The sequence below is a fragment of the Pseudomonas triclosanedens genome, from assembly GCF_026686735.1.
GTDB lineage: Bacteria > Pseudomonadota > Gammaproteobacteria > Pseudomonadales > Pseudomonadaceae > Pseudomonas > Pseudomonas triclosanedens.
Genome location: NZ_CP113432.1, coordinates 1,656,235 through 1,682,333, shown reverse-complemented (window position 1 = coordinate 1,682,333; position 26,099 = coordinate 1,656,235). Strand labels below are relative to the sequence as shown.

Below are 26,099 nucleotides of genomic sequence, written 5' to 3'. Positions count from 1 at the left end.
CAGGGCGCCTTCAGACCTCGATATCGATCCACAGCCCCTTGCGTGGCGCATCCTGCACCTCGTTCAGTTCCCCAACTTCCTCCAGCTCGCCCAGTGCCTCCCCTTCCGGCGTGCCGTCGCTCGCCTGTTGCCGTTTGCGGCGACGCTGGTACTCCTGTTCGGGCATTCCCTCGGCTGGGCGACGCTCCAACTCCACGCCAGCATTGCCCGCACTGGGCTGCGGCGGGCTGACCGGGGCGACATCCGGTCGCGGCTTGGGTACGTCCTGCTGTGCAGTGACCGGTGCCAGACTGTGGGGAATTGGCGGCAACATGTGAAAGAGTCCTGTCGGAGTTCCTCTGATCAGGCTATCGGCGCGAACACTACAGACTTGAGCCCGCATCGCTACACTTCCATAGGTTTGCGGTGACTCTATCGGCAACGCCCGATACCCAGCGCCCGCGCAGGCGCATCCACCAGCCGGCCCGAGTTTCGGACGACCGGAGCCATCATCGGCCATCGCTGAATGCCGCGCGTTCCGGTACCATAGCCGGCTTTTTTTGGGAGGTGTCCATGGCGCAGTATCAACCGGGTCAACGCTGGATCAGCGACAGTGAGGCGGAACTTGGGCTGGGGACCATCCTGGCGCTCGATGGCCGTCTGCTCACGGTGCTCTATCCGGCTACCGGTGATACCCGCCAGTACGCCGAACGCAATGCGCCGCTAACCCGCGTGCGCTTCTCTCCCGGCGACGAGATCACCCACTTCGAAGGCTGGAAGATGACCGTTCGCGAAGTGGACGAGGTCGACGGGCTGCTGATCTACCACGGCATCACCGCCCAGAACGACCAGCGCACCGTGCCGGAAACCCAGCTATCCAACTTCATCCAGTTCCGCCTGGCCAGCGACCGCCTGTTCGCCGGGCAGATCGACCCGATGTCCTGGTTCGGCCTGCGCTACCACACCCTGGAACACCGTACCCGTCTGCTGCAGTCTCCGCTCTGGGGCCTGGGTGGCGCTCGCGCGCAACCCATCGCCCACCAGTTGCACATCGCCCGCGAAGTCGCCGACCGCATGGCGCCTCGCGTCCTGCTGGCGGACGAAGTGGGCCTGGGCAAGACCATCGAAGCCGGCCTGGTGATCCATCGCCAACTGCTCTCCGGACGCGCCAGCCGCGTGCTGATCCTGGTGCCGGAAAACCTGCAGCACCAGTGGCTGGTGGAAATGCGCCGCCGCTTCAACCTGGAAGTCGCACTGTTCGACCGCGAGCGCTTCGTCGAGAGCGACGCCAGCAATCCCTTCGAGGATAGCCAGCTCGCGCTGGTAGCACTGGAGTGGCTGCGCGAGGATGAACGCGCCCAGGACGCGGCCTGCGCCGCCGGCTGGGACCTGCTGGTCGTGGACGAAGCCCACCACCTGGTCTGGCACCCGGAGCAGGCCAGCCCCGAGTACCAACTGGTCGAGCAACTGGCGCAGATCATACCTGGCGTCCTGCTGCTCACCGCGACCCCGGAGCAACTCGGCCTGGATAGCCATTTCGCACGCCTGCGCCTGCTCGATCCGGACCGTTTCCACGACCTGGAAGCCTTCCGTGCAGAGAGCAGCCAGTACCGTCCAGTGGCTGAAGCCGTGCAGGAGTTGATCGATCTGGGACGTCTCTCCCCCGCCGCCCGCGATGCCATCCACGGTTTCCTCGGCAGCGAAGGTGACGAGCTGCTGGCCAGTGTAGAGGCCGGCAACGAAGATGCCCGCGCGCGCCTCGTGCGCGAGCTCCTCGACCGCCACGGCACCGGCCGCGTGCTGTTCCGCAATACCCGCGCCGCCGTGCAGGGCTTCCCGGAGCGCCAGCTTCATCCTTACCCGCTGGCCAACCCGATCGAATACATGGAGCTGCCGCTGGGCGAGCATCCGGACCTCTACCCGGAAGTCAGCTTCCAGGCCCAGGCCGAGGACGGCGACGAAAACGCCCGCTGGTGGCGTTTCGATCCGCGTGTCGAATGGCTGATCGACACGCTGAAAATGCTCAAGCAGTACAAGGTGCTGGTGATCTGCGCCCACGCCGAGACCGCACTGGACCTCGAAGATGCGCTGCGCCTGAAGTCCGGCATCCCGGCCACCGTGTTCCACGAAGGCATGAGCATCCTCGAGCGCGACCGCGCCGCCGCCTACTTCGCCGATGAAGAATTCGGCGCCCAGGTGCTGATCTGCTCGGAAATCGGCAGCGAAGGCCGCAACTTCCAGTTCGCCCACCACCTGGTACTGTTCGACCTGCCGGCGCACCCGGACCAGTTGGAACAGCGTATTGGCCGTCTCGACCGCATCGGCCAGAAGCACACCATCCAGATCCACGTCCCGCACCTGGAAAACAGCCCGCAGGAACGTCTGTTCCAGTGGTACCACCAGGCGCTGAACGCGTTCCTCAATACCTGCCCCACCGGCAACGCGCTGCAGCACCGCTTCGGCCCGCGCCTGGTGGAACTGCTCGACGGCGGTGACGACGATGCGTTCGCCGCCCTGCTGGTAGAAGGCAAGGCTGCCCGCGAAGCGCTGGAAGCCGAGATGCACAGCGGCCGCGATCGCCTGCTGGAGCTGAACTCCGGCGGCGCAGGCGAAGGCGAGGCGCTGGTGGCGGAGATCGAGGAGCAGGACGACCAGTTCGCGCTGCCGATCTACATGGAAAAGCTGTTCGACACCTATGGCATCGACAGCGAAGACCACTCCGAGAACGCTCTGATCCTGCGCCCGAGCGAGAAGATGCTCGACGCCAGCTTCCCGCTGGGCAACGACGAAGGCGTGACCGTCACCTACGACCGCGCCCAGGCCCTGGCACGCGAGGACATGCAGTTCCTCACCTGGGAGCATCCGATGGTGCAAGGCGGCATGGACCTGGTGCTGTCCGGCTCGCTTGGCAACACCTCGGTAGCACTGATCAAGAACAAGGCGCTCAAGCCCGGTACCGTACTGCTGGAACTGCTGTTCGTCAGCGAAGCCGTAGCGCCGCGCGCGCTGCAGCTCGGCCGCTTCCTGCCGCCAGTGGCGCTGCGCTGCCTGCTGGACGCCAACGGCAACGACCTGTCGTCCCGCGTGTCCTTCGACACCCTCAACGACCAGTTGGAAAGCGTACCGCGTGCCAGCGCCAACAAGTTCGTCCAGGCCCAGCGCGATGTGCTGGCCAAGCAGTTCAGCGTCGCCGAGACCAAGATCGCACCGCGTCACGCCGAACGCGTTGAGCAGGCCCGCAAGCAACTGACCGCAACGCTCGATGAAGAACTGGCACGCCTCACCGCGCTGAAAGCCATCAACCCGAGCGTCCGTGACAGCGAACTGGATGCGTTGCGCAAGCAGCGTGACCAGAGCCTGGCGATGCTGGATAAGGCGTCGCTGCGCCTGGAGGCGATCCGCGTACTGGTCGCCGGCTGATCCAGCCGCGGCACCAACGAAAGAAGCCGCCATCGGGAAACCGTTGGCGGCTTTCTTCTTGTTGGCGAGGGGTAGCTCCTGGTGGAAACACGCCGTTACAGCGCTCTATCCCCGGCACATTCGGGTGTACCGGCTACTATTGACGCTGCGCAAGGGATTCTCGCCCTTGGAGGGATAGAGTTTTCCTACCAAGCCACTCATTGAGGGATACACCATGTACGAGCGCATTCTGGTTGCGGTGGACGGCAGCCCGGTTTCCGACCGTGCCCTGGTCGAAGCAGCGAAGCTGGCTCAGCTTAGCGGGGGCGAACTTCGAGTCATCACCATCGTCGACAGCCCGCTGCGGCACCTGCCCGACTACGCCGTTTACTACAACCCCGAACCTCTGCGCGAAGCTGCGCTGAAAGCGGCGGACGACATCCTGGCCAAGGCCAAGGAGAAGATCGCCGAGTTCCCGGTCAAGTCGGTATTCGAGCGTGTCTGCCAGGAGCGCGCCAGCGAAGAGATTGCCGAGCGGATCGAAATCGAGGCCGACGCCTCCAAGGCTGACGTTATCGTCATGGGCACCCACGGTCGCCGTGGCGTGCGCCGCCTGATGCTGGGCAGCGTGGCCGAAGGTCTGATTCGCGTCAGCAACCGTCCGGTGCTGCTGGTACGCGACAAGTAAAAAGTCTGCAGTCGATTCGGAAAGGCCCTGCGGATCTGCGCAGGGCCTTTTTGCGAAGGCAGGACACTCCCAACAACCTACCGCCATCTGATGAGCAGCAACGACAAGCAGCCTACCTCCGGCAAAACCATCCCCACCTGGATCTACAAGGCGTGGTTGTTCAGCGGCCTGGGCTGGAGCCTGATCGTGCTCTTAAACCTCAAAGACCGCCTCGACTGTGTCCATCAGTTGTCAGGGGCCTGCTATCCGCAAAGCAGCGATCTGATGCTTGCCCTTCAGGCATTGAACGCCTTGGCCGGATTCCTGCTGGCCTGGATCAACCGGCGCCGATCCCGTTTGCGACTGCTCCAATGAAAAAGGCCCTGCGGTGAAAGCCGCAGGGCCTTTGTTTTTGCCGCGCCCGCTTACTGGGCGACGGTCATGTTGCGGCGACAGGAGTGGAAGATATCCAGGTCCGGCTGGTACAGGCTGGTGCGCACCCCATAGAGACCAAGCACCGAATGGAACAGGTTGTCGTGGCTCAGTTCGTCCGCCTTGGCCTTGCCCTCCAGGCAACCACGGTCGATACCCAGGCTGCCCAGCGCCCCATTGCCGAACCACATCACCATCGGCACGTGAGTCTGCGCCTTCGGCGCGATGGCGTAGGGCGCGGCGTGCAGATAGACACCGTTCTCGCCCAGTGACTCACCGTGGTCGGACACGTAGACCATCGAAGCATCGAAGCGGCCTTCGTTATGCCTGAGCAACTCCACCACCCTGGACAGGAAGAAGTCGGTATAGAGGATGGTGTTGTCATAGACGTTCACCAACTCTTCGGTGCTGCAACTGCCAAGCTGGTTGGTGCGGCAGACCGGCGTGAAGCGCTCCATCGACTTCGGATAGCGGTCGTAGTACTCCGGGCCGTGACTGCCATCGGCATGCAGGACGATGATGGCGTCATCCTTCAGCCCATCGATGTAAGACTGCAGGTTCTGCAGCATGGCTTCGTCGAGACAGTTCTTGCCGTCGCAGAACGGGCCGGGCTGGTTCTTCGGGATATCGCGGTTCGGCACTCGCAGGCAGGTGCCCTTGCAGTCGCTGTTGTTATCCAGCCACAGCACCGACACACCGACGCGCTGCAGGACGTCGAGCAGCCCCTGGTAGGTTTTGCCCTTCTTGTCGCTATAGTCCTCGCGCGGGAACTTGGAGAACATGCAGGGTACCGACACTGCCGTCGAAGTGCCGCAGGAGCTGACATTGGGGAAGTTGATGATGTCGAGCTTCGACAGCTCCGGGTTGGTCTCGCGGGCATAACCGTTGAGCGAGAAGTGATCGGCGCGGGCGGTCTCGCCCACCACGAAGATCATCAGCGACTTCTTGCCATCGGCGCGCACGCGACGCGCCATCACGGCGTCTTCGCCGATCGGCTGCACCACCAGGTTTTCCTTGATGCCCAGGCGCTGCTTGGTGTACTTGCCCACCGCGTAGATGTAGTTGGTCGGGTTGATGAAATGCGTCAGCTTGTCTTCCTGGCGGAACACCGGGGCATAGGTGGAATAGAAGCTGCCCACGCTCACCGCGATCACCACCACGCAACCGACAACGACCAGCACCTTGCCGAGCAGCCCGCGGAAGAATGGCCGGTAGGTCACCGGCGTCAGCCAGATGATCGCCGCCGGCAGTACGCCCAGCACCAGCAGATAACCGACCATGCGTGCGCTGAACAGCGCGGCAGCCTCGCCGGGATTGGTCTCGAAGACGTTCTGCACCATCACCGTATCGATGACGACGCCATAGGTATTCATGAAATAGGCCGCGCCGGCGGACACCAGCGCCACCAGCGTCAGCGCCGGCTTGAGTAGGGGACGGAACGACACCAGGGTCAGCAGCAGGGTGAAGGCGGCCCACAGGAAGAAGGCGAAGGAGACGAAGAACGCCACGCTCTTGGCGCCCTGCATCGGTACCAGGTTGTTCAGCGCCTTCCAGGTTGCGACGTTATAGAACAGCACCAGAGCCAGGGAAAACAGCAGAACCAGCCGGTTCGAACTGATCTGCGGAAAAAGACGGCGCTTGCCCTCGGCCATCGAGTGCACTCCTTGGGTCAATCGGATTGGAAAACGGCGGCGACCAGGCCTCCCCCGTCGGCCGCGATACTCTAGCGGCAAGTTAGTCAAAAAAGTGTCAAGCCGCCCACCGATTCCAGCTCAATCCGACCAGGCGCGAGCCTCTCAACCGTACGTCGGTACCGATTCGCCTGTCCGTCGGAAAGGCAGACCGCCGCTTGCAGCCCCATCGGCACCCCCTAGACTGACATCAAAGTGATATCTAACAGCGCCCGGCACTATTCCCCCGACATCAGGAGCTTCAGCTATGGATTGGCAGAAGGACGCCGTACCCGACGCTGTTCTGCTGGAGTGCACGCACAGTCCCGGACTGGTGCTGCTATCCATCCTGATTGCCTGCGTAGCCAGCTTCGTCGCCCTGGGCATCGCCAACCGAGTGGCCCGCACGCGCCGCCCCAGCCTGCGCTGGCAATGGATCGGCGGCATCAGCCTGGGCAGCGGCATCTGGTCGATGCACTTCGTCGCCATGCTCGCCTTCCGCCCTGCCGTACCGGTGCACTACAGCACCGGTCCGACATTGCTCTCGCTGCTCATCGCCATCGCTGCCTCGGCATTCGCGATGCGCCTGCTTTCCCGTGCCGGGCTCAGCCCACTGCAATACTTGCTGGCCGCTTGCTGCATCGGCGCGAGTATCGCCGGCATGCACTATGCCGGCATGGCTGCGATCCAATCGCCGCCAATGCAGCACTACGACCCGTTCCTGGTGGCGCTGTCGGTGCTGCTGGCGATCCTGGTAGCCTATGCCGCGCTGGTGCTCACCCCCGTCGTCAATCGCCAGTCGGCCGAGCGGCGCTGGATTTACCAGATCGGCGCGAGCCTGCTACTGGGTGGCGCGATCTCCGGCATGCACTACACCGGCATGGCGGCACTCACCTTGACCCTGCCGAACTGGGTGGTACCGGTCAGGGACGCAGCCCAGGGCAACGCCATCCAGCTCGGCCTTATGGTTGGCCTGCTCGCGCTGGCAGTAGTACTCGCCGGCCTCTGGGCGGCCTGGATAGAGGAAAGTCTGGAAAGCAAGGAAAGCGAACTGCACCGGGTCAACACCCTGCTCAGTCAGCTCGACCACGCCAATGCCTCGCTGCAGCAACTGGCGCGCTTCGACGGCCTGACCGGCCTGCATAACCGCACGGCGCTGAACGACGAATTCGCCATACGCCTGGAGCGCAACCGGCAGAAGGGCCAGGGCATGGCCGTGATCCTGCTGGACCTGGACCACTTCAAGCGGGTCAACGACTCCCTGGGCCACGCCGCCGGCGACGAACTGCTGTGCATCGTCTCCGGACGCATCCGCAGCGCCCTGCGCAGCTCCGACCTGCTGGCGCGCTTCGGCGGCGACGAATTCTGCATCCTCGCCGATCTGGGCGAGGACCATGAGGCGCGGATTCTTGCCCAGCGCCTGATGCAGCGCATGAAGGAACCCATCACCACCGCCGGGCGCAGCCTGGTGATGACGCTGAGCGTCGGCATCAGCCTGTTCCCCAACGATGGTGTCCAGGCGGAAGAACTGCTCAAGCACGCCGACCTCGCGCTCTACCAGTCCAAAGGCAATGGGCGCAACGTCACTCACTTCTTCAGCCCCCACCTGAAGACCAAGGCCACTCAGGAACTGCAACTGGAAGAAGAGCTGCGCAAGGCACTCTGGGACGACGAGCTGGTGCTCTACTACCAGCCGATCCTGCGTATCGACCAAGGCGGCGTCGAACAGGTGGAAGCGCTGGTGCGCTGGAAACACCCGGTTCATGGCCTTCTCGCGCCGGACCGTTTCATAGGCCTGGCGGTAGCCAACGGTCTGATCGGCGCCCTCGACGCGTGGGTTCTTCGCCATGCCTGCAAGGATCTGCGCCGCCTGCACGAGCTGGGCTTCGCCGAGCTGCGGATGGCAGTGAACTGCTGCGCCAGCAACCTGGGCCGCGACAGCCTGGTGGAAGAAGTGCAGCGCACCCTGGAAGAAGCCGGCCTGCCCCCGCACTTCCTGGAGCTGGAAGTCACCGAGAACGCAGTGATGGCCAACATCAGCCAGGCCATTCCCCTGCTCAACCGCCTGCGCGAACTGGGCGTGAGCCTGTCGGTCGATGACTTCGGCACCGGCTACTCGTCGCTGTCGTACTTGCGGCAGCTACCGCTGGATGCCTTGAAAGTAGACCGCTCGTTCATCCGCGACGTACCGCAGTCCCGGCATGATGGCGAGATCGCCCAGGCAATCATCGCGATGGCGCAGAAGCTGCACCTGAAGGTGATCGCCGAAGGCGTCGAGTATCCGCAGCAACTAGCGTTCCTGCGCGACAACCATTGCGAACTGGCGCAGGGCTACCTGTTCAGTCGGCCGCTGCCGTTCTCCGCGCTGGTGGAGTTTCTCGACGCCTACCGCGAAGGTACCGGCTCAGAGCGCCTGCGCAGCCAGGCTTGAACGCCACGCCGGGAGCCAGCGCAACGAATCGGCAGTAGTGCCGGTGGGCCGGTACTCGGCGCCCAGCCAACCGTCGTAACCGACATCGCCGAGCACCTGCAGCGGCGCCTCGAAATCCGTCTCGCCGGACCCCGGCTCGCTCCGCTCGGGATAGTCGGCGAACTGTACGTGGCCGATCTGCCCCATCAGCGCGTAGATGCAGTCCACCAGCTCCAGCCCCATGCGCGCCATATGGTAGAGATCGAGCTGCGCCCGCAAGTTCTCCCGCGCCACACGCTCGAGCATGTCCTGCAGGTGCTCCGGCGTATTGAGCAGGAAGCCCTTCATGTCGTGGCAGTTGATGGCCTCCATCAGCACATCGGTACCGCTGCCGGCGAACGCATCGCAGGTGGCACGCAGGCGCGCGGCGAGGGTCTGCAGCGCCACCTCGCGGTCCAGCCCTTCCACCAGCCGCCCCGCCAGCACGTTGACGTGCTGCGGCTTGACGATGCGCGCGTACTCCAGGGCCTGTGCCAGCGCCGCATCGAACTCGCCCTGGAGCTCCGGGACGGCAGCCAGGCCGGGGCCGCCACGCATCAGGTCGCCTGCGGGCAGGTTTATCAGCACCAGCGGCAGGCCGGCGGCGTCCAGCGCGGCCTTCAACTGTTCGGCGGGAACGTCATAGGGGAACTGGATTTCCACGCCCTCGAAGCCGGCCTTCGCCGCCGCGCCAATGCGCTCCAGCAGCGGGACTTCGGTAAACAGCAGGGACAGGTTGGCGCAGAGTTTCATGATCACAGCTCCTTCGGCTGACGGTATTGCTCGACCAGGGTAGCCGGGTCGCGTTCTAGGTTGCCCTGGCTGCCGTGCAAGCGCATCAGTTGCGCGGCAAGGCCGCTCATGGGCGTGGCCGAGCCTTCTTCGCGGGAGAGCTTCACGGCGGTATCCAGATCCTTGAGCAGCGTGCGGACGTGCCACTTCACCGGCTCGAAACGGCTCTCGGCCATCTGCGGTGCAAGGATCTGCAGCGGTTTGGAATCGGCGAAGCCACCGGCCAGCGCCGGTGCGATAAGGCCGGCATCGACGCCGGATTTCTCGGCCAGCGCCACCACCTCGGCGATCACCAGCGCATTGCAGGCGACGATCATCTGGTTGCACACCTTGGTCACCTGACCCGCACCGATATCCCCCATTCGCGTCAGGCGCTGGCCAAGGTTTTCCAGGATCGGCCGTATGCGCTCGATGTCGTCCGCCCGGCCGCCTGCCATGATCGCCAAGGTGCCCGCCTCGGCCCCCTGCGTTCCGCCGGACACCGGCGCATCGATCCAGCGCATGCCGGTCCGCGCCTCAAGCTCGGCGGCCATTTCGCGGGTGGCGGCCGGCTCCAGGCTGGAGAAGTCCACCAGCAACTGCCCGGCGCGCGCTCGTTCAACGATCCCACCGGCACCGAACACCACCTCGCGCACGGCGGCGGTATCGGCCAGGCAGAGCATCACCACCTCGGCATCCGCGCACAGTTGCTCGGGGCGCTCAACGGCCCTGGCGCCCTCCCCCGCGAGCAGCGCGCGCTTGCCGGCAGAACGGTTCCAGACGGTCAGCGGATAGCCTGCGGCGAGCAGGCGGCGCGACATCGGCACGCCCATCAGGCCGAGACCGGCGAAGGCAATGGAAGGCAAGGCAGACATCTGTAACTCCTGTCAGGCAAAATAGCGGGCACGGGGGCGGCCATCTTAACCCCCGCGAGGCCCAAGGCCGAGCCTGCCGGTAGGCGCGTGAACCCAAGGTCGGGGAACACGCGGGCAGACCGCCACTATACTTCCCAGGCTTTTTCCGCTATTGAACCGGAGACTGCTCCCATGCTGAAACGCACCCTGGCGCTCGCCGCCTGCTTTGCGCTGTCCTTCGCTGCATCCGTTACCCATGCCGAAGCCCTCAAGGAACTCAAGGTCTCGGCCATCCCTGACGAAGCCCCCACCGAACTGCTGCGCAAGTTCAAGCCGCTGGGTGCCTACCTCGAAGAACAACTGGGCATGCCGGTGAAGTTCATCCCGGTTTCCGACTATGCCGGGGTAGTCGAGGCCCTGGCTTCGGACCGCCTGGACATGGCCTGGCTGGGCGGCTTCACCTTCGTCCAGGCGCGCCTGAAGACCGGCAACGCCATCCCGCTGGTGCAGCGCGAGCAGGACCAGCAGTTCACCAGCAAATTCATCACCGCCGACCCGAATGTGAAGTCGATCCAGGACCTCAAGGGCAAGACCTTCGCCTTCGGTTCCGTGTCCTCCACCTCCGGCAGCCTGATGCCGCGCTACTTCATGCAGAAGGACGGCGTGGTGCCCGAGCAGTTCTTCTCCCGCGTGGCCTACTCCGGCGCCCACGACGCCACCGTCGCCTGGGTCCAGGCCGGCAAGGTCGACGCCGGCGTGCTGAACGCCTCGGTCTGGCAGAAGCTGGTTGACTCCGGCAAGGTCGACACCAGCAAGGTGAAGGTCTTCGCCACCACCCCGACCTACTACGACTACAACTGGACCGTGCGCGGCAACCTCGACCCCGAGCTGGCGGAGAAGATCAAGAAAGCCTTCCTCGCGCTCGATCCGAGCAAGCCGCGTGACAAGGAAATCCTCGATCTCCAGGCGGCCAGCCGCTTCATCGAGACCAAGCCCGAGAACTACAAGGGCATCGAGGAATCGGCACGCGCCGCCGGCCTGCTGAAGTGATGCTGCGACTGACCGGCGTGGAGCACATCCACGCCAACGGCCAGCGCTCGCTCGCCGGTATCGATCTCGCCGTCGATGCCGGTGAACGAGTGGCGGTCATCGGTCCTTCCGGCGCAGGCAAGACCACCCTGCTGCGCATCCTGGCCACCGCCCTGCAACCTTCGGCGGGTAGCTACGAAGCGCTCGGTACCCTGCCCTGGACGCTGAGCGGCAACGCCCGCCAGCGTCTGCGCTCGCGCATCGCCCTGGTCCACCAGGCACCGCCGCTGCCGCCGCGCCAGCGCGTGGTCACCGCCGTACTCGCCGGGCGCCTCGGCCAATGGCCGCTGTGGAAGAGCCTGGCCAGCCTGCTCTATCCGCTGGACAGCGCCGGCGCACGCACCGAGCTGCAACGTCTGGACCTGGGTGACAAATTGTTCGAGCGCTGCGACCAGCTCTCCGGCGGCCAACTGCAACGCGTCGGCATCGCCCGTGCGCTGTACCAGCGGGCCGAACTACTGCTGGCGGATGAACCCGTCTCGGCAATGGACCCGGTACTCGCCGGCCACACCCTCGGCGTGCTCAACCGCGAAGCGCAGAGCCGTGGCGTGACCCTGCTCGCCAGCCTGCACGCGGTCGACCTGGCGCTGGAGCATTTCCCCCGCATCGTCGGCGTCCGCGACGGCCGCATCGCCTTCGACAAACCCGCGGAGCAGGTCACCCCGGACGACCTTCGCGCGCTGTATGCCAACGAACAACTCGGCCAACAGGCATCCGCATCGCCAGTGGGTGCTCCGGTAGTGGTGCAGATTCCACGATGCTGACCACATCCAATCGCGACCCGGCGGCGCTGCCACGCCTGTTGCTGACACTGCTGGCCCTGGTCCTGCTGTGGCCGGGGCTGCGCTTGTCAGAGCTGGACATCCCCGGCCTGTTCAGCGGCGACAACGCACGGACGATGGCGAACTTCCTCGGCGGCTTCTGGCCGCCGGCCCATGACGACGAATTCCTCCGCCTCCTCGGCCGCGCTACCCTGGAAACCCTGGCCATCGCCACCGCCGGCATGGCCCTGGCGTGGCTGATCGCCTTCCCTGCCGCGCTGCTGGCCACCCGCGCGCTGTCGATCTCGGCGTTGCCGCGCAACGGCCTTCCCGCCTGGTGGGCCCGCGCATTGCGCTGGCCGGTGCGCGGTGTGCTGATCCTGCTGCGCAGCGTGCCGGAAATCGTCTGGGCGCTGCTGTTCGTCCGCGCCGTGGGGCTCGGCCCGACCGCTGGTGTGCTGGCCATCGCCATCACCTACGGCGGCATGCTCGGCAAGGTCTACGCGGAAATATTCGAATCGGTCGACCCGCGCCCGACCCGCGCCCTGCTGCTGGGCGGCGGCTCGCGTTTGCAGGCGTTCGCTTATGGTGTGCTGCCGTCGGCGGCCCCGGAACTGGTCTCCTACACCGTCTACCGCTGGGAATGCGCGATCCGCGCCTCGGTGGTGATGGGCTTCGTCGGGGCCGGCGGCCTCGGCCAGCAGATCGACCTGTCGTTGCGCATGTTCGCCGGCGGCGAGGTGGCCAGCATCCTGCTGACCTTCCTGCTGCTGGTGCTCGGAGCCGACCTGCTCAGCCGCTTCCTGCGCGGGAGGCTCGAATGACCGGCCTGCTGCGCAGCCTGGGCTGGCTGCTGCTCGTCGTGGCGGCGGCCGTTGCCTCGTTCGCCTACCTGCAGATGGATACCGGCGGGCTGTTCAGCGCCAAGGGACTGGGCCAGATGCTCGCCTACGCGCGTGACTTCCTCTCGCCGGACCTTTCCGTCGCGCACCTGCGGGGCATCGGCCGGGGAGTGCTGGAGACCCTGGCCATGTCGGCCATCGGAACGTTGCTCGCGGCATTGCTCGGCATGCTGGTCGCACTACCGGCTGCGGGCCGTTTCGGGCGGGGCGCACAGAGCCTGTCGCGGCTCTTGCTCAACGCCCTGCGCGCGGTACCGGAGCTGGTCTGGGGCGCCTTGATGGTGCTGGCCGCCGGACTCGGCCCGAACGCCGGAACGCTGGCACTGGCGCTGCACACTGGCGGCGTGCTGGGCCGGCTGTTCGCCGAAGCCCTGGAAAACACCCCAACCGCCCCCGCCGAAGCCGTGCGCCTGGCTGGCGGCGGACGGGTCGCGGCGTTCGCCTATGGCACGCTGCCCGGTGTCTGGCCGCAACTGGTGGCCTACACCCTGTACCGCTGGGAGAACAACATCCGCATGGCCAGCGTGCTCGGCTTCGTTGGCGCGGGCGGGCTGGGACAGATGCTGTACTTCAGCCTGAGCCTGTTCCAGCAGGCTCAGGCCGCCACGGTGATTCTCGCCATGCTGTTGCTGGTGCTGGGCGTCGATACCTTCAGCGCATGGGCCCGGCAGCGCTGGGTGAGTACGTAGAAAAACAGCGCGCGAGCCAGTACGCCACGCAACAAAAAGCCCGGCACATGGCCGGGCTTTTTTCGAATACGTATTTTACGAGTCGCCGTGAATCACCTTGTCCAGGTCGATCGGATCGCCGGGGTTGGTGCCGAGCTTCTGGCGGATGTCCTCGAACATCGCGTCATACTCCTTGTGGTTGCGCACCACGGCGCCAAAACGCGGATGCAGGCCATGCTTCTGCGCGATGCGGGTGGCATCGCTGGCGAAGTTGAAAGCCTGCTCCTTGGGCATGTCCCACTCTTCGGTAAAGGCGTTGCGGTCGATTTCGCCTTTCATGGTGAAGTGCATGTAAACGCCCTTCACCGCATCCCTGCGAATCTCGTAATAGATGTGAGCGTCAATTTCCTGCTGATCCAGCCCCGGCATGGCCTGGAGGTGCAGATGGCCCGGTTCGAACATGGCGAATCTCCTTCTATGGAATCACGACAGTCTAGCCCGCCTTTGTGAATTGGAAATCGCCCTGTGTCAGTGCACGGTATCTTTTCGAACTCTTTCTTGAACCAGCACCCACGGAGCGATCACCACGGCCCACAGTTCGGGATCGCGCGCCAGGAAATCCTCGGCCTGGCGCTCGTCGACCCGGTTCAGCGTACCGCTCTGCAACCAAGCCGCAACCTTGGTCTTGTCGTCCTCGGCCACGCCCATCGCGACCTCTACAAGATCGGCGTCGGCGGCGACGTTGAGCAAGGCGCCGCGGGCGAAGAATGGCTGCAGTTCCTGCCAGGAAATCTTCGCGGTTTCACCGAGCAACTTGGCATAGAGGGTGCTAGCTTGTTCAGTCATGGATCTCACCTGGAAAACAATCGGCGCCATGATAGCGCCGGGACCGCTCCAGGCAAGGTTCGAACGGCGCTTTCGGCGGTCACGCAACGCCCTTGGGGGCCGATCGGGGGAGCGCCGTTATTTTGTACATTTGTTTCAATCTTGCGACATACGCTCGGCCAGCCCGCCGCCCCCCGCTTTTCAATCGGTGAAGCGGCACTCTACACTGTACCGGTACAGTTGCCGGTGGGCCTGCCCGGGGCAATCCCGGTCCGGACGCCTAGGCGACCCAGGACTACAAAAACGAAAACACAAGAAGAGTGGAGCACTATGAAAAAGGGTACTCAGCGTCTTTCCCAGCTGTTCACCGCCTTGGCACTCGCCGGCGTTGCCAGCTACTCCATGGCCGCCGACACCATCAAGATCGCTCTGGCCGGCCCGGTGACCGGCGCCGTCGCCCAGTATGGGGAAATGCAGTTCGTTGGCGCGAAGATGGCCATCGAGCAGATCAACAAGGCCGGTGGCGTAAACGGCAAGCAACTCGAAGGCGTGGTCTATGACGACGCTTGCGATCCCAAGCAGGCCGTGGCCGTTGCCAACAAGATCGTCAACGATGGCGTCAAGTTCGTCGTTGGCCACCTGTGCTCCAGCTCCACTCAGCCAGCGTCCGATATCTATGAGGACGAAGGCGTCATGATGATCACCGCGGCTTCCACCAGCCCGGACATCACCTCCCGCGGCTACAAGCTGATCTTCCGCACCATCGGTCTGGACAGCCTGCAAGGCCCGACCGCCGGCAAGTTCATCGCCGAACACGTCAAGCCCAAGACCGTGGCCGTGATCCACGACAAGCAGCAGTACGGCGAAGGTATCGCCACTGCCGTGAAGAAGACCCTGGAAGACGCAGGCATCAAGGTAGCCCTGTTCGAAGGCATCAACGCCGGTGACAAGGACTTCTCCGCGATGATCGCCAAGCTCAAGCAAGCCAAGGTCGACTTCGTCTACTACGGTGGCTACCACCCGGAGCTGGGCCTGATCCTGCGCCAGGCTGCCGAGAAGGGCCTGAAGGTCGGCTTCATGGGTCCGGAAGGCGTCGGCAACAAGGAAATCTCCGCTATCGCCGGCCCGGCCTCCGAAGGCCTCTACGTGACCCTGCCCAAGTCCTTCGACCAGGATCCGAAGAACAAGGCCCTGGTTGACGCGTTCAAGGCCAAGAACGAAGACCCGAGCGGTCCGTTCGTGTTCCCGGCATACGCCGCTGTGGAAGTCATCGCCGAAGGCATCAAGAAGGCCGGCAGCGAAGACACCGACAAGGTTGCCGCCGCACTGCGCGCCAATACCTTCGAGACCCCCACCGGCACCCTGGCCTTCGACGAGAAGGGCGACCTGAAGAACTTCAACTTCGTGGTCTACCAGTGGCACAAGGACGGTTCCAAGACCGAAGCCAAGTAAGCCACCCGCCGACACACAAAGCCCACTGCCCCTGCAGTGGGCTTTGTTTATCCGAGTATTCCGGGGGTCCGTCGCGCCACAAGCGCCGCTTCACGCGACGCCCGAGGAGTTAGGTAATGCCTGAGCTCTATCACTACCTGCAACAGCTGATCAACGGCCTCACCGTCGGCAGCACCTATGCCCTGATCGCCATCGGCTACACCATGGTCTACGGCATCATCGGCATGATCAACTTCGCCCACGGCGAGGTGTACATGATTGGCTCGTACGTAGCCTTCATCGTGATCACGGGGCTGGCGATGATGGGAATCGTGAGTCTTCCTGTCGTCATCATCTGCACCTTCGCCGCCGCCATCATCGTGACAAGCGCGTATGGCTACAGCATCGAACGAATCGCCTATCGGCCCCTGCGTGGAAGCAACCGGCTGATTCCGCTGATCTCCGCGATCGGCATGTCGATCTTCCTCCAGAACGAGGTATTGCTCGCCCAGGACTCCAAGGACAAGGCAATCCCCAGCCTGCTGCCGGGCAATTTCGTGATCGGTGCCGACGAAATGACCGGCGTGACCATTTCCTACATGCAGGTGCTGATCTTCATCGTCACCCTGCTGACCATGTACGGCCTGTCCATGTTCATTTCCCGTTCCCGTCTGGGCCGCGCCTGCCGTGCCTGCGCCGAGGACCTGAAGATGGCCAACCTACTGGGGATCAATACCAACAACATCATCGCCCTGACCTTCGTGATCGGCGCCACCCTGGCCGCCGTGGCCGCGGTATTGCTGGGCATGCAGTACGGCGTGATCAACCCGCACATCGGCTTCCTGGCCGGCATCAAGGCGTTCACCGCCGCGGTGCTGGGCGGCATCGGCAGCATTCCGGGCGCCATGCTCGGCGGGCTGGTGCTCGGCGTGGCCGAAGCCTTCGGCGCCGACGTGTTCGGTGACCAGTACAAGGACGTAGTGGCGTTCACCCTGCTGGTACTCGTCCTGTTGTTCCGCCCCACTGGCCTGCTCGGCCGCCCGGAGGTGGAAAAGGTATGAGCCAGAAACTCAAGACCGCATTCTTCAGCGCCCTGCTGGTGATGGCCGTCGCCTACCCGGTGCTCGGCGTAAAACTGAGCGTAATCGGCATCGGCCTGCAGCTGGAGGGCGTGAGCGCTGCCACCCTGTGGACCATCGCCGCGTGTGCCGTAGCCATGTTCATCTGGCAACTGGTGCGTGACCGCTTCGCCTTCGGCGGCAGTGTGAAACAGGCATTGTCGCACCCGCATACCAGGCTGGCCGAACGCCTGACCCATGCCTCGGTACAACGAAAGATCATCTTCGGGCTGATCGTCGTCGCCCTTGCCTGGCCGTTCTTCGGCTCGCGCGGCGCGGTGGACATCGCCACGCTGATCCTGATCTACGTGCTGCTGGGTCTGGGGCTCAACATCGTGGTGGGCCTCGCCGGCCTGCTCGACCTTGGCTACGTGGGCTTCTACGCCGTGGGCGCCTACAGCTATGCGCTGCTGTCGCACTACTACGGGCTGGGCTTCTGGGTGTGCCTGCCGATCGCCGGCCTGATGGCCGCGTTCTTCGGCTTCATCCTCGGTTTCCCGGTATTGCGCCTGCGAGGGGACTACCTCGCCATCGTGACGCTGGGCTTTGGCGAGATCATCCGCATCCTGCTGCGCAACATGACCTGGCTGACCGGCGGCCCCAACGGCATCAGCAACATCGAGAAGCCGACCCTGTTCGGCCTCACCTTCGAACGCCGAGCCCCCGAGGGCATGCAGACCTTCCATGAGTTCTTCGGCATCGCCTACAACTCGAACTACAAGGTCGTGTTCCTCTACCTGGTCGCGCTGCTGCTGGTGCTGCTGGTGCTGTTCGTGATCAACCGTCTGCTGCGCATGCCTCTGGGCCGAGCCTGGGAAGCGCTGCGCGAAGACGAGATCGCCTGCCGCGCCCTCGGCCTCAACCCGACGCTGATCAAGCTCTCCGCCTTCACCCTCGGCGCCTGCTTCGCCGGGTTCGCCGGCAGCTTCTTCGCTGCACGCCAGGGCCTGGTGACTCCGGAATCATTCACCTTCATCGAGTCGGCCATCATCCTCGCCATCGTGGTCCTGGGCGGCATGGGTTCCCAGCTCGGCGTCATCCTGGCCGCCGTGGTAATGATCCTGCTGCCGGAGCTGATGCGCGAGTTCAGCGAGTACCGCATGCTGATGTTCGGCGCCCTCATGGTGCTGATGATGATCTGGCGTCCGCAGGGGCTACTGCCCATGCAACGCCCGCACCTGGAGTTGCGTAAATGAGTCGACCGATTCTTGAAGTATCCGGCCTGACCATGCGCTTCGGCGGCCTGCTGGCCGTCAACGGTGTGGCACTGAAGGTCGAAGAAAAGCAGGTGGTCTCTATGATCGGCCCGAACGGCGCCGGCAAGACCACCGTGTTCAACTGCCTGACCGGTTTCTATGCACCTACCGGGGGCGAGATCCTGCTGCGCGGCGAAGCCATCCAGGGCCTGCCGGGCCACAGAATCGCCCACAAGGGAGTGGTGCGGACCTTCCAGAACGTGCGCCTGTTCAAGGAGATGACCGCGGTGGAGAACCTGCTGGTGGCCCAACACCGGCATATCAATACCAACTTCCTCTCCGGCCTGCTCAAGACCCCGGCCTTCCGCCGCGCGGAAGCCGAGGCGCTGGACTATGCCGCGCACTGGCTGGAAATTGTCAATCTCAAGGACGTCGCCAACCGCCCGGCGGGTACCCTCGCCTATGGCCAGCAGCGCCGCCTGGAGATTGCCCGCTGCATGATGACCCGTCCGCAATTGTTGATGCTCGACGAGCCGGCCGCCGGTCTGAACCCTCGGGAAACCGAGGACCTCAAGGCACTGATCGCCATGCTGCGCGCCGAACATGGCGTTACCGTGCTGCTGATCGAGCACGACATGAAGCTGGTGATGAGCATTTCCGACCATATCTATGTGATCAACCAGGGCACGCCACTCGCCGACGGTGCGCCGGAAGAAATCCGCGACAACCCGGATGTGATCAAAGCCTATCTGGGGGAGGCCTGAGTCATGCTGAAGTTCGACAAGGTTTCCACCTTCTACGGCAAGATCCAGGCGTTGCATGAAGTCAGCATGGAAGTCCAGCAGGGCGAGATCGTGACGCTGATCGGTGCCAACGGCGCCGGCAAGTCCACCCTGCTGATGACCCTCTGCGGCTCGCCGCGCGCCTCATCCGGCAGCATCACCTATATGGGTGAGGAACTGGTCGGCAAGGAATCCTCCGTGATCATGCGCAAGAGCATCGCCGTCGTGCCGGAAGGCCGCCGCGTGTTCGCCCGCCTGACCGTGGAGGAGAACCTGGCGATGGGCGGCTTCTTCACCAGCAAGGGGGACTACCAGGAGCAGATGGACAAGGTCCTGACTCTCTTCCCGCGCCTGAAGGAACGCTTCAACCAGCGCGGCGGCACCATGTCCGGCGGTGAGCAGCAGATGCTCGCCATCGGTCGCGCGCTGATGAGCAAGCCCAAGCTGCTGCTGCTCGACGAACCATCCCTGGGCCTTGCGCCGATCATCATCCAGCAGATCTTCGACATCGTCGAACAACTGCGCCAGGAAGGCGTTACCGTCTTCCTCGTCGAGCAGAACGCCAACCAGGCGCTGAAGCTCGCCGACCGCGGCTACGTGCTGGAGAACGGCCACATCGTCATGCAGGACACCGGCGCCAACCTGCTGGTGAACCCCAAGGTACGCGACGCCTACCTGGGCGGCTGACGTACCGCATGGCAAGGCAAACGGCCCTTCGGGGCCGTTTTTCTTTGCCGTGCGATCAGCCCGCCACCTGCTCCGCCACCTCGCTCTGGGCGATGAACTCCAGCATCTTCTCGCTGCCGTCGAGCAGATCGGCGTGAATTGCCGCGCGCGCCGTCGCGCCATCGCCCTCGCGCAACGCCCGCAGCACCTCCCAATGGTGCTCGATGGCCATGCGCTCATTGAAATCGGCGTAAGCCTGGGCGATCAGCGGGCCGGTGCGCATCCACAGGCTGTCGAGGAAAGAACGCAGCAACGGCATGCCGGCGATGTCGGCCAGGGCGAAATGGAATGCCTGGTTGAGCTTGAGCGCCAGCACCAGATCCTCAGCATGGATCGCCGCGAGGTTGTCGCGGATGTTGGCTTCGAGCAGGTCCAGTTGCTCGGCGCTGGCCTGCGCGGCGGCGGTCTCGGCGGCAAGACCTTCCAGCGCCACGCGGATACTGCGGATTTCCAGGTATTGCTCGCGGGTCAGCAGAGGGACGCGGATATCGCGCGGTGTCCGCAGTACCAGCGCCTGCTCCTTGGCCAGTTGCAGAATCGCATCGCGCACCGGCGTGACGCTGGTGCCCAGTTGCTGGGCCAGGTCGCGGATGCGCAGGCGGTCGTCCGGCTTGAAGCGGCCGGTGATCAGCGCATCGCGCAGCAGCGCGTATACGCCACTGCCCAGGCAGGAATGGTTCAGCCCTTCTATCGGGTAGGTCATCGCAATCTCGTGACAGGGTGCGGTTTCAGCCGCGAATGATGGTCGCTGCCAACGACGAATGCCAGCGCCGGTCAGACATGCTGGCCGCCGTTGACATGGATTTCCGCGCCATTCACGTACGACGCACCGCTTGTGCAGAGGAAGTGGATCAGCGAGGCGACCTCCTCCGGCTTGCCCAGGCGGTGCATCGGGATGTCGCGCTCGACGATCAACTCGGTGCCCGAAGACAGGATCGCCGTATCGATCTCCCCCGGCGCGATGGCATTGACCCGCACGCCGTGTGGGCCGAAGTCATGGGCCATCTCGCGGGTCAGCGCCGCCAGCGCAGCCTTGGAACAGGCATAGGCGACACCCGCGAAGGGATGCACGCGGGAACCGGCGATTGAAGTGACGTTGATCACCGAGCCCTTCGCCGCCTTCAGCTCGTCGAACAGCCCGCGCGCCAGCAGCGCGGTCGAAAACAGGTTGACGTTGAACACCTTCAGCCAGGTGCCGTAGTTGCTCTCCAGTACGCCCAGGCGCGCGCCTTCCGGGCCCTTCGGCGAAATACCTGCGTTGTTCACCAGCGCATGCAACTGCCCGCCGAGCTTTTCGCGGATCAGCGGCAGGTTGGCCTGCACGCTATCGATGTCTTCCAGGTCGAGGTGGATGTGGTTGATCAAGCCTTCGGCCCACGGGCATTCGGCGCTCCAGTCCTGGCGCGAGGCGGTGAATACGCGCCAGCCGGCTGCGTTGAAGTGCTTCACCGTGGCATGGCCGATACCGCGGCTGGCGCCAGTGAGCAGCAAGGTCCGGGTCTGATTCATGGTGTGCTCCGATGTCCGTTTCGCAATCCGATGGCAAGAATAAAACATGATGCATCATGTTTTGGAAGGTGTTTTAATGCCTCCGTCCCACTCGCACAACAACAAGAACCCGGAGGACATCCCATGACCGACCGCACCTGCGCTCCACGCTCCTCTCCCTGAGGCCCCGGGCAATCGGCCGGCCTGCCAGCTAGGGCCGTCCCAGCCCCTCTTGAAGCTGCCCTCTGACTACCGTGGCCACAGCGGCCCGACCTGGAGTAATCGCATGTTCAAGAAAGTTGCAGCACTGATGTTGCTGGCCGGCGGCGCCGCCCAGCTCCACGCCGAAACCCTCACCGTAGTGTCATTCGGTGGCGACAACAAAGTGGCCCAGGAAAAGGCCTTCTACAAACCCTTCGCCGAGCAGGCCAAGGTCACCGTCCAGGGCGCCGAGTACAACGGCGAGATGGCCAAGATCAAGGTCATGGCCGACACTGGCAAAACCAGTTGGGACGTGGTCGAAGTGGAGTCCCCGGAACTGATGCGTGGCTGCAGCGAGGGCCTCTTCGAGCAGCTCGACTGGTCCAGGCTCGGCAAACAGGGCGACTTCCTCGATGCCGCCGTGAGCGACTGCGGCGTGGGCATCTTCATCTGGTCCACCGTCCTCACCTACGACGCCAAGAAACTCGCCAGCGCGCCCACCAGTTGGGCCGACTTCTGGGACGTCAAGAAATACCCCGGCAAGCGCGGCCTGCGGCGCGGCGCCAAGTTCACCCTGGAATTCGCCCTGGAAGCCGACGGCGTGAAACAGGCCGACCTGTACAAAGTGCTCGGCACCAAGGAAGGCGTCGACCGCGCGTTCAAGAAGCTCGACGAGCTCAAGCCCTACATCCAGTGGTGGGAAGCCGGCGCACAGCCGCTGCAATGGCTGGCCGCGGGCGACGTAGTGATGACCAGCGCCTACAACGGCCGTGTCGCCACCGCCCAGAAGGAAGGCCGCGACTTCGCCATCCAGTGGAACGGCAGCATCTATGACCTCGACCACTGGGCCATCGTCAAGGGCAGCCCGAACAAGGAACTGGCCGAGCGCTTCATCGCCCTGGCCAACAAGCCCGAGCACCAGAAGGTCTTCGCCGAGAACATTCCCTACGGCCCGACCAACAAGAACACCATCCCGCTGATCGACCCGGCCATCGCCACCAAACTGCCCACCGCTCCGCAGAACCTGGAGAACGCGCGGGCAATGGACACCGAGTTCTGGATCGACCACGGGGAGGAACTGGAACAACGCTTCAACGCCTGGGCGAGCAAGTAAGCGCCGCCACCCCGCCCGGTCTCGCGCCGGGCGGGGTGGCGCGACTCGCCGGGCGGCTGCACGATTGACCTGCTGGACCCGCTGGAGAAGTACCCGTGCCCCTCAACACTGCCCCCGCTCAAGATCACCTGCTGGAAGCGGCCCCCGCCCAGGTGAGCGACACCCAGGCCGCTGCCATCGCCGCCGAATGCTTCGGCCTGCATGGCACGCCGACCAGGCTCGCCGGCGAGCGTGACCTGAATTTCCAGATCGGCGACGGACGCGGCGAATCGCGCCTGCTGAAACTGTCCCATCCGCTGGAAGACCCGCAAGTGGTGGACTTCCAGAACCGCGCACTGCTGCGCGTGGAAGCCGCCGACCCGACACTGCCGGTACAGCGCGTCTACCCCGCGCTGAATGGCGAATACCAGGTTTCGGTGGAAGTCGACGGACAACCGATGCTCGCCCGCCTGTTCTCCTTCGTCGACGGCCTGCCGCTGCACCGAGTGCAACAACGCAGCCGCGCCCTGCGCGAGAACCTTGGAGACGCCCTGGCGCGGCTGGGCATTGCGCTCGACGGTTTCGAACACCCGGCCTCCGGCCACGAACTGCTGTGGGACATGAAGCACGCCTCGCGCCTGCGCCGCCTGCTGACCTACATCGAAGACCGCGACCAGCGCGCGCTGGTCGAGCGTTTCCTCGACAACTTCGAGCGCCATGCCCTGCCCCGCCAGGCCGGGCTGCGCGCCCAGGTGATCCACAACGACCTCAACCCGCACAACGTGATCGTCGACGCCGCGCACCCCGAGCGGCTGCGCAACATCCTCGATTTCGGCGACATGGTCCACGCCCCGCTGATCAACGACCTCGGCGTCGCCGCCGCCTACCAGGTAGGCGAGCCCGACGCACCGCTGGGCACCGCCGCCGAAATGATCGCCGCCTACCATCGCCGCCGGCCACTGCTGGAAGCCGAGCAGGAAATCCTCGCCGACCTGATCGCCACGCGGCTGACCATGACCCTGTGCATCACCGCCTGGCGCGCCAGCCTGCATCCCGAGAACCGCGACTACATCCTGCGCAACACGCGCCACGCCTGGCAGGGCCTGCGGGGCCTGGCCAGCCTGAGCCGGGAACAGGCCCAGGAACAGATCGCTGCCGCCTGCCACGCCGCCGCCAACCCTATCGCCACTGGTAGAGAGGAGCCCCGTCCATGACCATGCCCAACGGATTCAGCCAGGCCGATGCCGACCGCCTGAGCGACGAGGAGCGCCACCTGATCGAACGCCGCGAGCGTCTGCTCGGGCCGGCATACCGGCTGTTCTACGAACGCCCGCTGCATACTGTGCGCGGCGAGGGCGTGTGGCTCTACGACAAGCAAGGGCGCCGCTACCTGGACGCCTACAATAACGTCGCCTCCATCGGCCACTGCCACCCGCGCGTGGTACAGGCCATCGCCAGCCAGGCGGCAGTGCTGAACACCCACACCCGCTACCTCCAGGAAGGCATCCTCGACTACGCCGAAGACCTGCTCGGCACCTTCCCCACCGAACTGAGCCAGGTGATGTTCACCTGCACCGGCAGCGAGGCCAACGACCTCGCCCTGCGCATCGCCCGGCAATACACCGGTGGTACCGGCGTGATCATCACGCGCTTCGCCTACCACGGTGTCACCGGCGATATTTCCGAGCTCTCACCGGCTCTCGGCAGCGGCATCACCCTGCCCGCCCACGCCCGCACCGTGCGCGCTCCGGATGCCTACCGCCTGGGCGCGGAGAACGTCGCCAAAGCCCTCGCCGACGACGTGCGCTCCGCCATTGCCGACCTGCGCGCCCACGGCATCAAGCCTGCCGCGCTGCTGCTCGATGGCATCTTCGCCAGCGACGGCGTGTTCCCCGACCCGGCCGGCTTCCTCGCCGATGCGGTGAAAATCGCTCGCGAGGAAGGCCTGCTCTACATCGCCGACGAAGTGCAATGCGGCTTCGCCCGCACCGGCCTGAACATGTGGGGATTCCAGCGCCACGGCGTAGTGCCAGACCTGGTAACTCTCGGCAAGCCGATGGGCAACGGCCAGCCGATCGCTGGCGTCGTCGCGCGCGGGGACATTCTCGAAAGCTTCGGCCGCAACGTGCGCTACTTCAACACCTTCGGCGGCAACCCGGTGTCCTGTGCTGCCGCCCAGGCCGTACTCGACGTGATCCGCGACGAACACCTGCAGCAGCGCTCGCAGCGCATCGGCGAGCTCCTTCTGGACGGCATGCGCAAGCTCGCCGAGCGGCATGAACTGGTGGGCGACGTACGCGGCGCCGGGCTGTTCCTCGGCATGGAACTGGTAACCGATCGCACCGCCAAGACTCCGGCCGCCACACAGACCCGCCGGGTAGTCAACGCCATGCGCGAACGCGGCGTGCTGATCAGTGCCGCCGGCCCGCTGGAGAACATCCTGAAGATTCGCCCGCTGCTGGCCTTCGAGCAGGAGCACGCCGAGCTGTTCATCGACACGCTGGACCAGGCGCTGGGCGAAGTCGCCGGCTGATCCGCAAGGCAATACGAAAAGGCGAGGGCCGCAGCGCGAGCCTCGCCTTTTCATGTCCGCGGATCGTGATCAGAAACGTACACCGACGTTCACCATCGCCGCCGCATTACCCAGCACCACCAGCTCGGTGCCGACCCGCCCCAGGTTGGCGCCAAGCGACGGAATGATCGCCGGCGCCACGCCGAAGCGGTTGAGCGGGATCTTGTCGCGATAGTCGCCGCGATATCCCTGCAGCGCACCGCCGGTCACCTTGGCGTAGAACGGCGTGCCATCCCAGTCGAAGCGCTTGCCGGCGTAGGCATAGTTGGAGCGCTGGCTGAACGAGTTCTTGAAGGTCGCGCCGCCCCAGACCACACCGTCGGCACGGTTGCGCTCCAGGCCGATCAGTTCCTGATGGTTGTTGTGCTCCGGGTCGTTGCTCCAGTGCGTGGTGTAGACACTGGTCTGCAGGTACCAGAAGCCCTCGCTGCCGGCCTGGGCGGCAGCACAGCCGAGGGTCAGCAGCAGAGCGAGCAGAAGGCGGCGCATGGCGCATCCTCCGTTCAGAGGGCGACGCGGCTGGCGCCGTTGACGGTCATGATGCGAACGCGATCACCGATGCGGAACTGCTGGGCCGGATCGACCGCCTGCACATAGGCGCGGGTAGCGCCGCTGTCTTCGCGAACGACGATCTCCACGCCCTGGGTACGGGTGATGCCCTCTTCCACCGCCGAGCCCGCCGCGCCGCCGGCGACACCGCCGAGGATGGTGGTGATGGCCTTGCCACGACCGCCGCCGATGGAGTTGCCGGCGATACCGCCGACAGCAGCGCCAGCCAGGGTGCCGATGGGCGTCTTGGTGCCTTCGATCTGCACCGGACGCAATGATTCGATGGTGCCCATGCGGACGTTCTGCACGGCGTGGGCGTCAGCGCGGGAGTAGCTCGAACCGGAGAGGTTCGACGCGCAGCCCGTCAGGACCAGAGTGGAAGTGGTGAACAGTGCGGCAAGCAGCAGAGTGGGACGGTTCATGGTCAGCACCTCGAAGGGCTTTCAAAAAGGATGAGCAAATGCTACGGTCCTGCCC

26 protein-coding genes are annotated in these 26,099 nt (G+C 64.7%); 16 read left to right on the top strand and 10 right to left on the bottom strand.

The window, feature by feature from the left end; genetic code table 11:
- Positions 1 to 10 precede the first annotated feature (10 nt).
- The gene (locus tag OU419_RS07955; RefSeq protein WP_254471548.1) at positions 11 to 313 is read right to left on the bottom strand and encodes an aspartate-semialdehyde dehydrogenase; all 303 of its coding nucleotides are present in this window, start codon (positions 311 to 313) and stop codon (positions 11 to 13) included.
- Between the two features lie 233 nt (positions 314 to 546).
- Between OU419_RS07955 and rapA the strand changes: the two genes are divergently transcribed.
- The 3 genes from rapA to OU419_RS07940 all read left to right on the top strand — a co-directional run bounded on the left by rapA (position 547) and on the right by OU419_RS07940 (position 4,420).
- Positions 547 to 3,399 (top strand): RNA polymerase-associated protein RapA, encoded by a 2,853-nt coding sequence (gene rapA / locus OU419_RS07950; protein ID WP_254471549.1) that lies wholly within the window; start codon positions 547 to 549, stop codon positions 3,397 to 3,399.
- A 214-nt stretch (positions 3,400 to 3,613) separates the two neighbouring features.
- On the top strand, positions 3,614 to 4,066 hold the full coding sequence (locus OU419_RS07945; RefSeq protein ID WP_254471550.1) for a universal stress protein: 453 nt from the start codon (positions 3,614 to 3,616) through the stop codon (positions 4,064 to 4,066).
- Between the two features lie 90 nt (positions 4,067 to 4,156).
- On the top strand, positions 4,157 to 4,420 hold the full coding sequence (locus OU419_RS07940; protein WP_254471551.1) for a hypothetical protein: 264 nt from the start codon (positions 4,157 to 4,159) through the stop codon (positions 4,418 to 4,420).
- A gap of 50 nt (positions 4,421 to 4,470) precedes the next feature.
- On the opposite strand, the gene OU419_RS07935 is transcribed toward OU419_RS07940, so the two are convergent.
- On the bottom strand, positions 4,471 to 6,129 hold the full coding sequence (locus OU419_RS07935) for a phosphoethanolamine transferase (protein ID WP_254471552.1): 1,659 nt from the start codon (positions 6,127 to 6,129) through the stop codon (positions 4,471 to 4,473).
- Between the two features lie 286 nt (positions 6,130 to 6,415).
- On the opposite strand from OU419_RS07935, the gene OU419_RS07930 reads away from it, so the two are divergent.
- Positions 6,416 to 8,578: a putative bifunctional diguanylate cyclase/phosphodiesterase gene (locus OU419_RS07930; RefSeq protein WP_254471553.1), complete on the top strand. Its 2,163-nt coding sequence runs from the start codon at positions 6,416 to 6,418 to the stop codon at positions 8,576 to 8,578.
- Here the strand turns inward: OU419_RS07930 and OU419_RS07925 are convergent.
- Both OU419_RS07925 and OU419_RS07920 read right to left on the bottom strand, forming a co-directional pair.
- Positions 8,552 to 9,349, bottom strand: a complete 798-nt coding sequence (locus tag OU419_RS07925) for a hydroxypyruvate isomerase family protein (protein WP_254471554.1) — start codon at positions 9,347 to 9,349, stop codon at positions 8,552 to 8,554. The genes OU419_RS07930 and OU419_RS07925 overlap by 27 nt on opposite strands.
- Before the next feature lie 2 nt (positions 9,350 to 9,351).
- On the bottom strand, positions 9,352 to 10,242 hold the full coding sequence (locus OU419_RS07920) for an NAD(P)-dependent oxidoreductase (protein ID WP_254471555.1): 891 nt from the start codon (positions 10,240 to 10,242) through the stop codon (positions 9,352 to 9,354).
- 171 nt (positions 10,243 to 10,413) lie between these two features.
- Between OU419_RS07920 and OU419_RS07915 the strand changes: the two genes are divergently transcribed.
- The 4 genes from OU419_RS07915 to phnE are packed head-to-tail and all read left to right on the top strand — an operon-like array spanning position 10,414 to position 13,662.
- Positions 10,414 to 11,271: a putative selenate ABC transporter substrate-binding protein gene (locus OU419_RS07915; protein WP_254471556.1), complete on the top strand. Its 858-nt coding sequence runs from the start codon at positions 10,414 to 10,416 to the stop codon at positions 11,269 to 11,271.
- Complete coding sequence (locus OU419_RS07910) at positions 11,268 to 12,074, top strand: phosphonate ABC transporter ATP-binding protein (RefSeq protein WP_254471557.1); 807 nt, start codon at positions 11,268 to 11,270, stop codon at positions 12,072 to 12,074. Before OU419_RS07915 ends, OU419_RS07910 begins: the two co-directional genes overlap by 4 nt.
- Positions 12,068 to 12,895, top strand: a complete 828-nt coding sequence (locus OU419_RS07905; RefSeq protein ID WP_254471558.1) for a PhnE/PtxC family ABC transporter permease — start codon at positions 12,068 to 12,070, stop codon at positions 12,893 to 12,895. Before OU419_RS07910 ends, OU419_RS07905 begins: the two co-directional genes overlap by 7 nt.
- Complete coding sequence (phnE, locus tag OU419_RS07900) at positions 12,892 to 13,662, top strand: phosphonate ABC transporter, permease protein PhnE (RefSeq protein ID WP_254471559.1); 771 nt, start codon at positions 12,892 to 12,894, stop codon at positions 13,660 to 13,662. The genes OU419_RS07905 and phnE overlap by 4 nt, the downstream gene beginning before the upstream one ends.
- Positions 13,663 to 13,737: 75 nt before the next feature.
- Here the strand turns inward: phnE and OU419_RS07895 are convergent, their stop codons facing one another.
- Together OU419_RS07895 and OU419_RS07890 are read right to left on the bottom strand one after the other, a co-directional pair.
- The gene (locus OU419_RS07895) at positions 13,738 to 14,103 is read right to left on the bottom strand and encodes a DUF5064 family protein (RefSeq protein WP_254471560.1); all 366 of its coding nucleotides are present in this window, start codon (positions 14,101 to 14,103) and stop codon (positions 13,738 to 13,740) included.
- A 66-nt stretch (positions 14,104 to 14,169) separates the two neighbouring features.
- On the bottom strand, positions 14,170 to 14,487 hold the full coding sequence (locus OU419_RS07890; protein WP_254471561.1) for a DUF2288 domain-containing protein: 318 nt from the start codon (positions 14,485 to 14,487) through the stop codon (positions 14,170 to 14,172).
- A 309-nt stretch (positions 14,488 to 14,796) separates the two neighbouring features.
- Here OU419_RS07890 and OU419_RS07885 point away from each other — a divergent pair, with 309 nt between their 5' ends.
- From OU419_RS07885 to OU419_RS07865, 5 genes are all read left to right on the top strand, one after another.
- On the top strand, positions 14,797 to 15,918 hold the full coding sequence (locus tag OU419_RS07885) for a branched-chain amino acid ABC transporter substrate-binding protein (protein WP_254471562.1): 1,122 nt from the start codon (positions 14,797 to 14,799) through the stop codon (positions 15,916 to 15,918).
- A gap of 116 nt (positions 15,919 to 16,034) precedes the next feature.
- The gene (gene livH / locus OU419_RS07880; RefSeq protein WP_254471563.1) at positions 16,035 to 16,958 is read left to right on the top strand and encodes a high-affinity branched-chain amino acid ABC transporter permease LivH; all 924 of its coding nucleotides are present in this window, start codon (positions 16,035 to 16,037) and stop codon (positions 16,956 to 16,958) included.
- Positions 16,955 to 18,211: a high-affinity branched-chain amino acid ABC transporter permease LivM gene (locus tag OU419_RS07875; RefSeq protein WP_254471564.1), complete on the top strand. Its 1,257-nt coding sequence runs from the start codon at positions 16,955 to 16,957 to the stop codon at positions 18,209 to 18,211. The genes livH and OU419_RS07875 overlap by 4 nt, the downstream gene beginning before the upstream one ends.
- Entirely contained in the window at positions 18,208 to 18,975 is a 768-nt protein-coding gene (gene livG / locus OU419_RS07870) for a high-affinity branched-chain amino acid ABC transporter ATP-binding protein LivG (RefSeq protein ID WP_254471565.1), read from the top strand. Before OU419_RS07875 ends, livG begins: the two co-directional genes overlap by 4 nt.
- A 3-nt stretch (positions 18,976 to 18,978) precedes the next feature.
- Positions 18,979 to 19,680 (top strand): ATP-binding cassette domain-containing protein, encoded by a 702-nt coding sequence (locus tag OU419_RS07865; RefSeq protein WP_254471566.1) that lies wholly within the window; start codon positions 18,979 to 18,981, stop codon positions 19,678 to 19,680.
- A 55-nt stretch (positions 19,681 to 19,735) separates the two neighbouring features.
- Here OU419_RS07865 and OU419_RS07860 read toward each other — a convergent pair whose 3' ends face one another.
- Positions 19,736 to 20,422 (bottom strand): GntR family transcriptional regulator, encoded by a 687-nt coding sequence (locus OU419_RS07860; RefSeq protein ID WP_254471567.1) that lies wholly within the window; start codon positions 20,420 to 20,422, stop codon positions 19,736 to 19,738.
- A gap of 71 nt (positions 20,423 to 20,493) precedes the next feature.
- Positions 20,494 to 21,228 (bottom strand): SDR family NAD(P)-dependent oxidoreductase, encoded by a 735-nt coding sequence (locus tag OU419_RS07855; protein WP_254471568.1) that lies wholly within the window; start codon positions 21,226 to 21,228, stop codon positions 20,494 to 20,496.
- Between the two features lie 265 nt (positions 21,229 to 21,493).
- On the opposite strand from OU419_RS07855, the gene OU419_RS07850 reads away from it, so the two are divergent.
- The 3 genes from OU419_RS07850 (at position 21,494) to OU419_RS07840 (ending at position 25,034) form a co-directional block, all read left to right on the top strand.
- Positions 21,494 to 22,522: an ABC transporter substrate-binding protein gene (locus OU419_RS07850; RefSeq protein ID WP_254471569.1), complete on the top strand. Its 1,029-nt coding sequence runs from the start codon at positions 21,494 to 21,496 to the stop codon at positions 22,520 to 22,522.
- Positions 22,523 to 22,617: 95 nt separating this feature from the next.
- Positions 22,618 to 23,715, top strand: a complete 1,098-nt coding sequence (locus OU419_RS07845) for a phosphotransferase (protein ID WP_254471570.1) — start codon at positions 22,618 to 22,620, stop codon at positions 23,713 to 23,715.
- Positions 23,712 to 25,034, top strand: a complete 1,323-nt coding sequence (locus tag OU419_RS07840; RefSeq protein ID WP_254471571.1) for an aspartate aminotransferase family protein — start codon at positions 23,712 to 23,714, stop codon at positions 25,032 to 25,034. Before OU419_RS07845 ends, OU419_RS07840 begins: the two co-directional genes overlap by 4 nt.
- A gap of 69 nt (positions 25,035 to 25,103) precedes the next feature.
- Here OU419_RS07840 and OU419_RS07835 read toward each other — a convergent pair whose 3' ends face one another.
- The gene (locus OU419_RS07835) at positions 25,104 to 25,562 is read right to left on the bottom strand and encodes a sn-glycerol-3-phosphate transporter (protein ID WP_254471572.1); all 459 of its coding nucleotides are present in this window, start codon (positions 25,560 to 25,562) and stop codon (positions 25,104 to 25,106) included.
- A 14-nt stretch (positions 25,563 to 25,576) separates the two neighbouring features.
- On the bottom strand, positions 25,577 to 26,044 hold the full coding sequence (locus tag OU419_RS07830) for an outer membrane lipoprotein (RefSeq protein WP_254471573.1): 468 nt from the start codon (positions 26,042 to 26,044) through the stop codon (positions 25,577 to 25,579).
- Between the last annotated feature and the right edge of the window lie 55 nt (positions 26,045 to 26,099).

Coding starts and splice junctions, on each gene's coding strand:
- OU419_RS07955 (WP_254471548.1), bottom strand. CDS start 313: ATGTTGCCGCCAATTCCCCACAGTCTGGCACCGGTCACTGCACAGCAG.
- OU419_RS07920 (WP_254471555.1), bottom strand. CDS start 10,242: ATGTCTGCCTTGCCTTCCATTGCCTTCGCCGGTCTCGGCCTGATGGGC.
- OU419_RS07905 (WP_254471558.1), top strand. CDS start 12,068: ATGCTGACCACATCCAATCGCGACCCGGCGGCGCTGCCACGCCTGTTG.
- OU419_RS07885 (WP_254471562.1), top strand. CDS start 14,797: ATGAAAAAGGGTACTCAGCGTCTTTCCCAGCTGTTCACCGCCTTGGCA.
- OU419_RS07890 (WP_254471561.1), bottom strand. CDS start 14,487: ATGACTGAACAAGCTAGCACCCTCTATGCCAAGTTGCTCGGTGAAACC.
- OU419_RS07850 (WP_254471569.1), top strand. CDS start 21,494: ATGTTCAAGAAAGTTGCAGCACTGATGTTGCTGGCCGGCGGCGCCGCC.
- OU419_RS07940 (WP_254471551.1), top strand. CDS start 4,157: ATGAGCAGCAACGACAAGCAGCCTACCTCCGGCAAAACCATCCCCACC.
- OU419_RS07875 (WP_254471564.1), top strand. CDS start 16,955: ATGAGCCAGAAACTCAAGACCGCATTCTTCAGCGCCCTGCTGGTGATG.
- OU419_RS07860 (WP_254471567.1), bottom strand. CDS start 20,422: ATGACCTACCCGATAGAAGGGCTGAACCATTCCTGCCTGGGCAGTGGC.
- OU419_RS07835 (WP_254471572.1), bottom strand. CDS start 25,562: ATGCGCCGCCTTCTGCTCGCTCTGCTGCTGACCCTCGGCTGTGCTGCC.
- OU419_RS07895 (WP_254471560.1), bottom strand. CDS start 14,103: ATGTTCGAACCGGGCCATCTGCACCTCCAGGCCATGCCGGGGCTGGAT.
- OU419_RS07830 (WP_254471573.1), bottom strand. CDS start 26,044: ATGAACCGTCCCACTCTGCTGCTTGCCGCACTGTTCACCACTTCCACT.
- OU419_RS07945 (WP_254471550.1), top strand. CDS start 3,614: ATGTACGAGCGCATTCTGGTTGCGGTGGACGGCAGCCCGGTTTCCGAC.
- OU419_RS07855 (WP_254471568.1), bottom strand. CDS start 21,228: ATGAATCAGACCCGGACCTTGCTGCTCACTGGCGCCAGCCGCGGTATC.
- OU419_RS07925 (WP_254471554.1), bottom strand. CDS start 9,349: ATGAAACTCTGCGCCAACCTGTCCCTGCTGTTTACCGAAGTCCCGCTG.
- OU419_RS07840 (WP_254471571.1), top strand. CDS start 23,712: ATGACCATGCCCAACGGATTCAGCCAGGCCGATGCCGACCGCCTGAGC.
- livG (WP_254471565.1), top strand. CDS start 18,208: ATGAGTCGACCGATTCTTGAAGTATCCGGCCTGACCATGCGCTTCGGC.
- OU419_RS07935 (WP_254471552.1), bottom strand. CDS start 6,129: ATGGCCGAGGGCAAGCGCCGTCTTTTTCCGCAGATCAGTTCGAACCGG.
- OU419_RS07865 (WP_254471566.1), top strand. CDS start 18,979: ATGCTGAAGTTCGACAAGGTTTCCACCTTCTACGGCAAGATCCAGGCG.
- OU419_RS07930 (WP_254471553.1), top strand. CDS start 6,416: ATGGATTGGCAGAAGGACGCCGTACCCGACGCTGTTCTGCTGGAGTGC.
- livH (WP_254471563.1), top strand. CDS start 16,035: ATGCCTGAGCTCTATCACTACCTGCAACAGCTGATCAACGGCCTCACC.
- phnE (WP_254471559.1), top strand. CDS start 12,892: ATGACCGGCCTGCTGCGCAGCCTGGGCTGGCTGCTGCTCGTCGTGGCG.
- OU419_RS07915 (WP_254471556.1), top strand. CDS start 10,414: ATGCTGAAACGCACCCTGGCGCTCGCCGCCTGCTTTGCGCTGTCCTTC.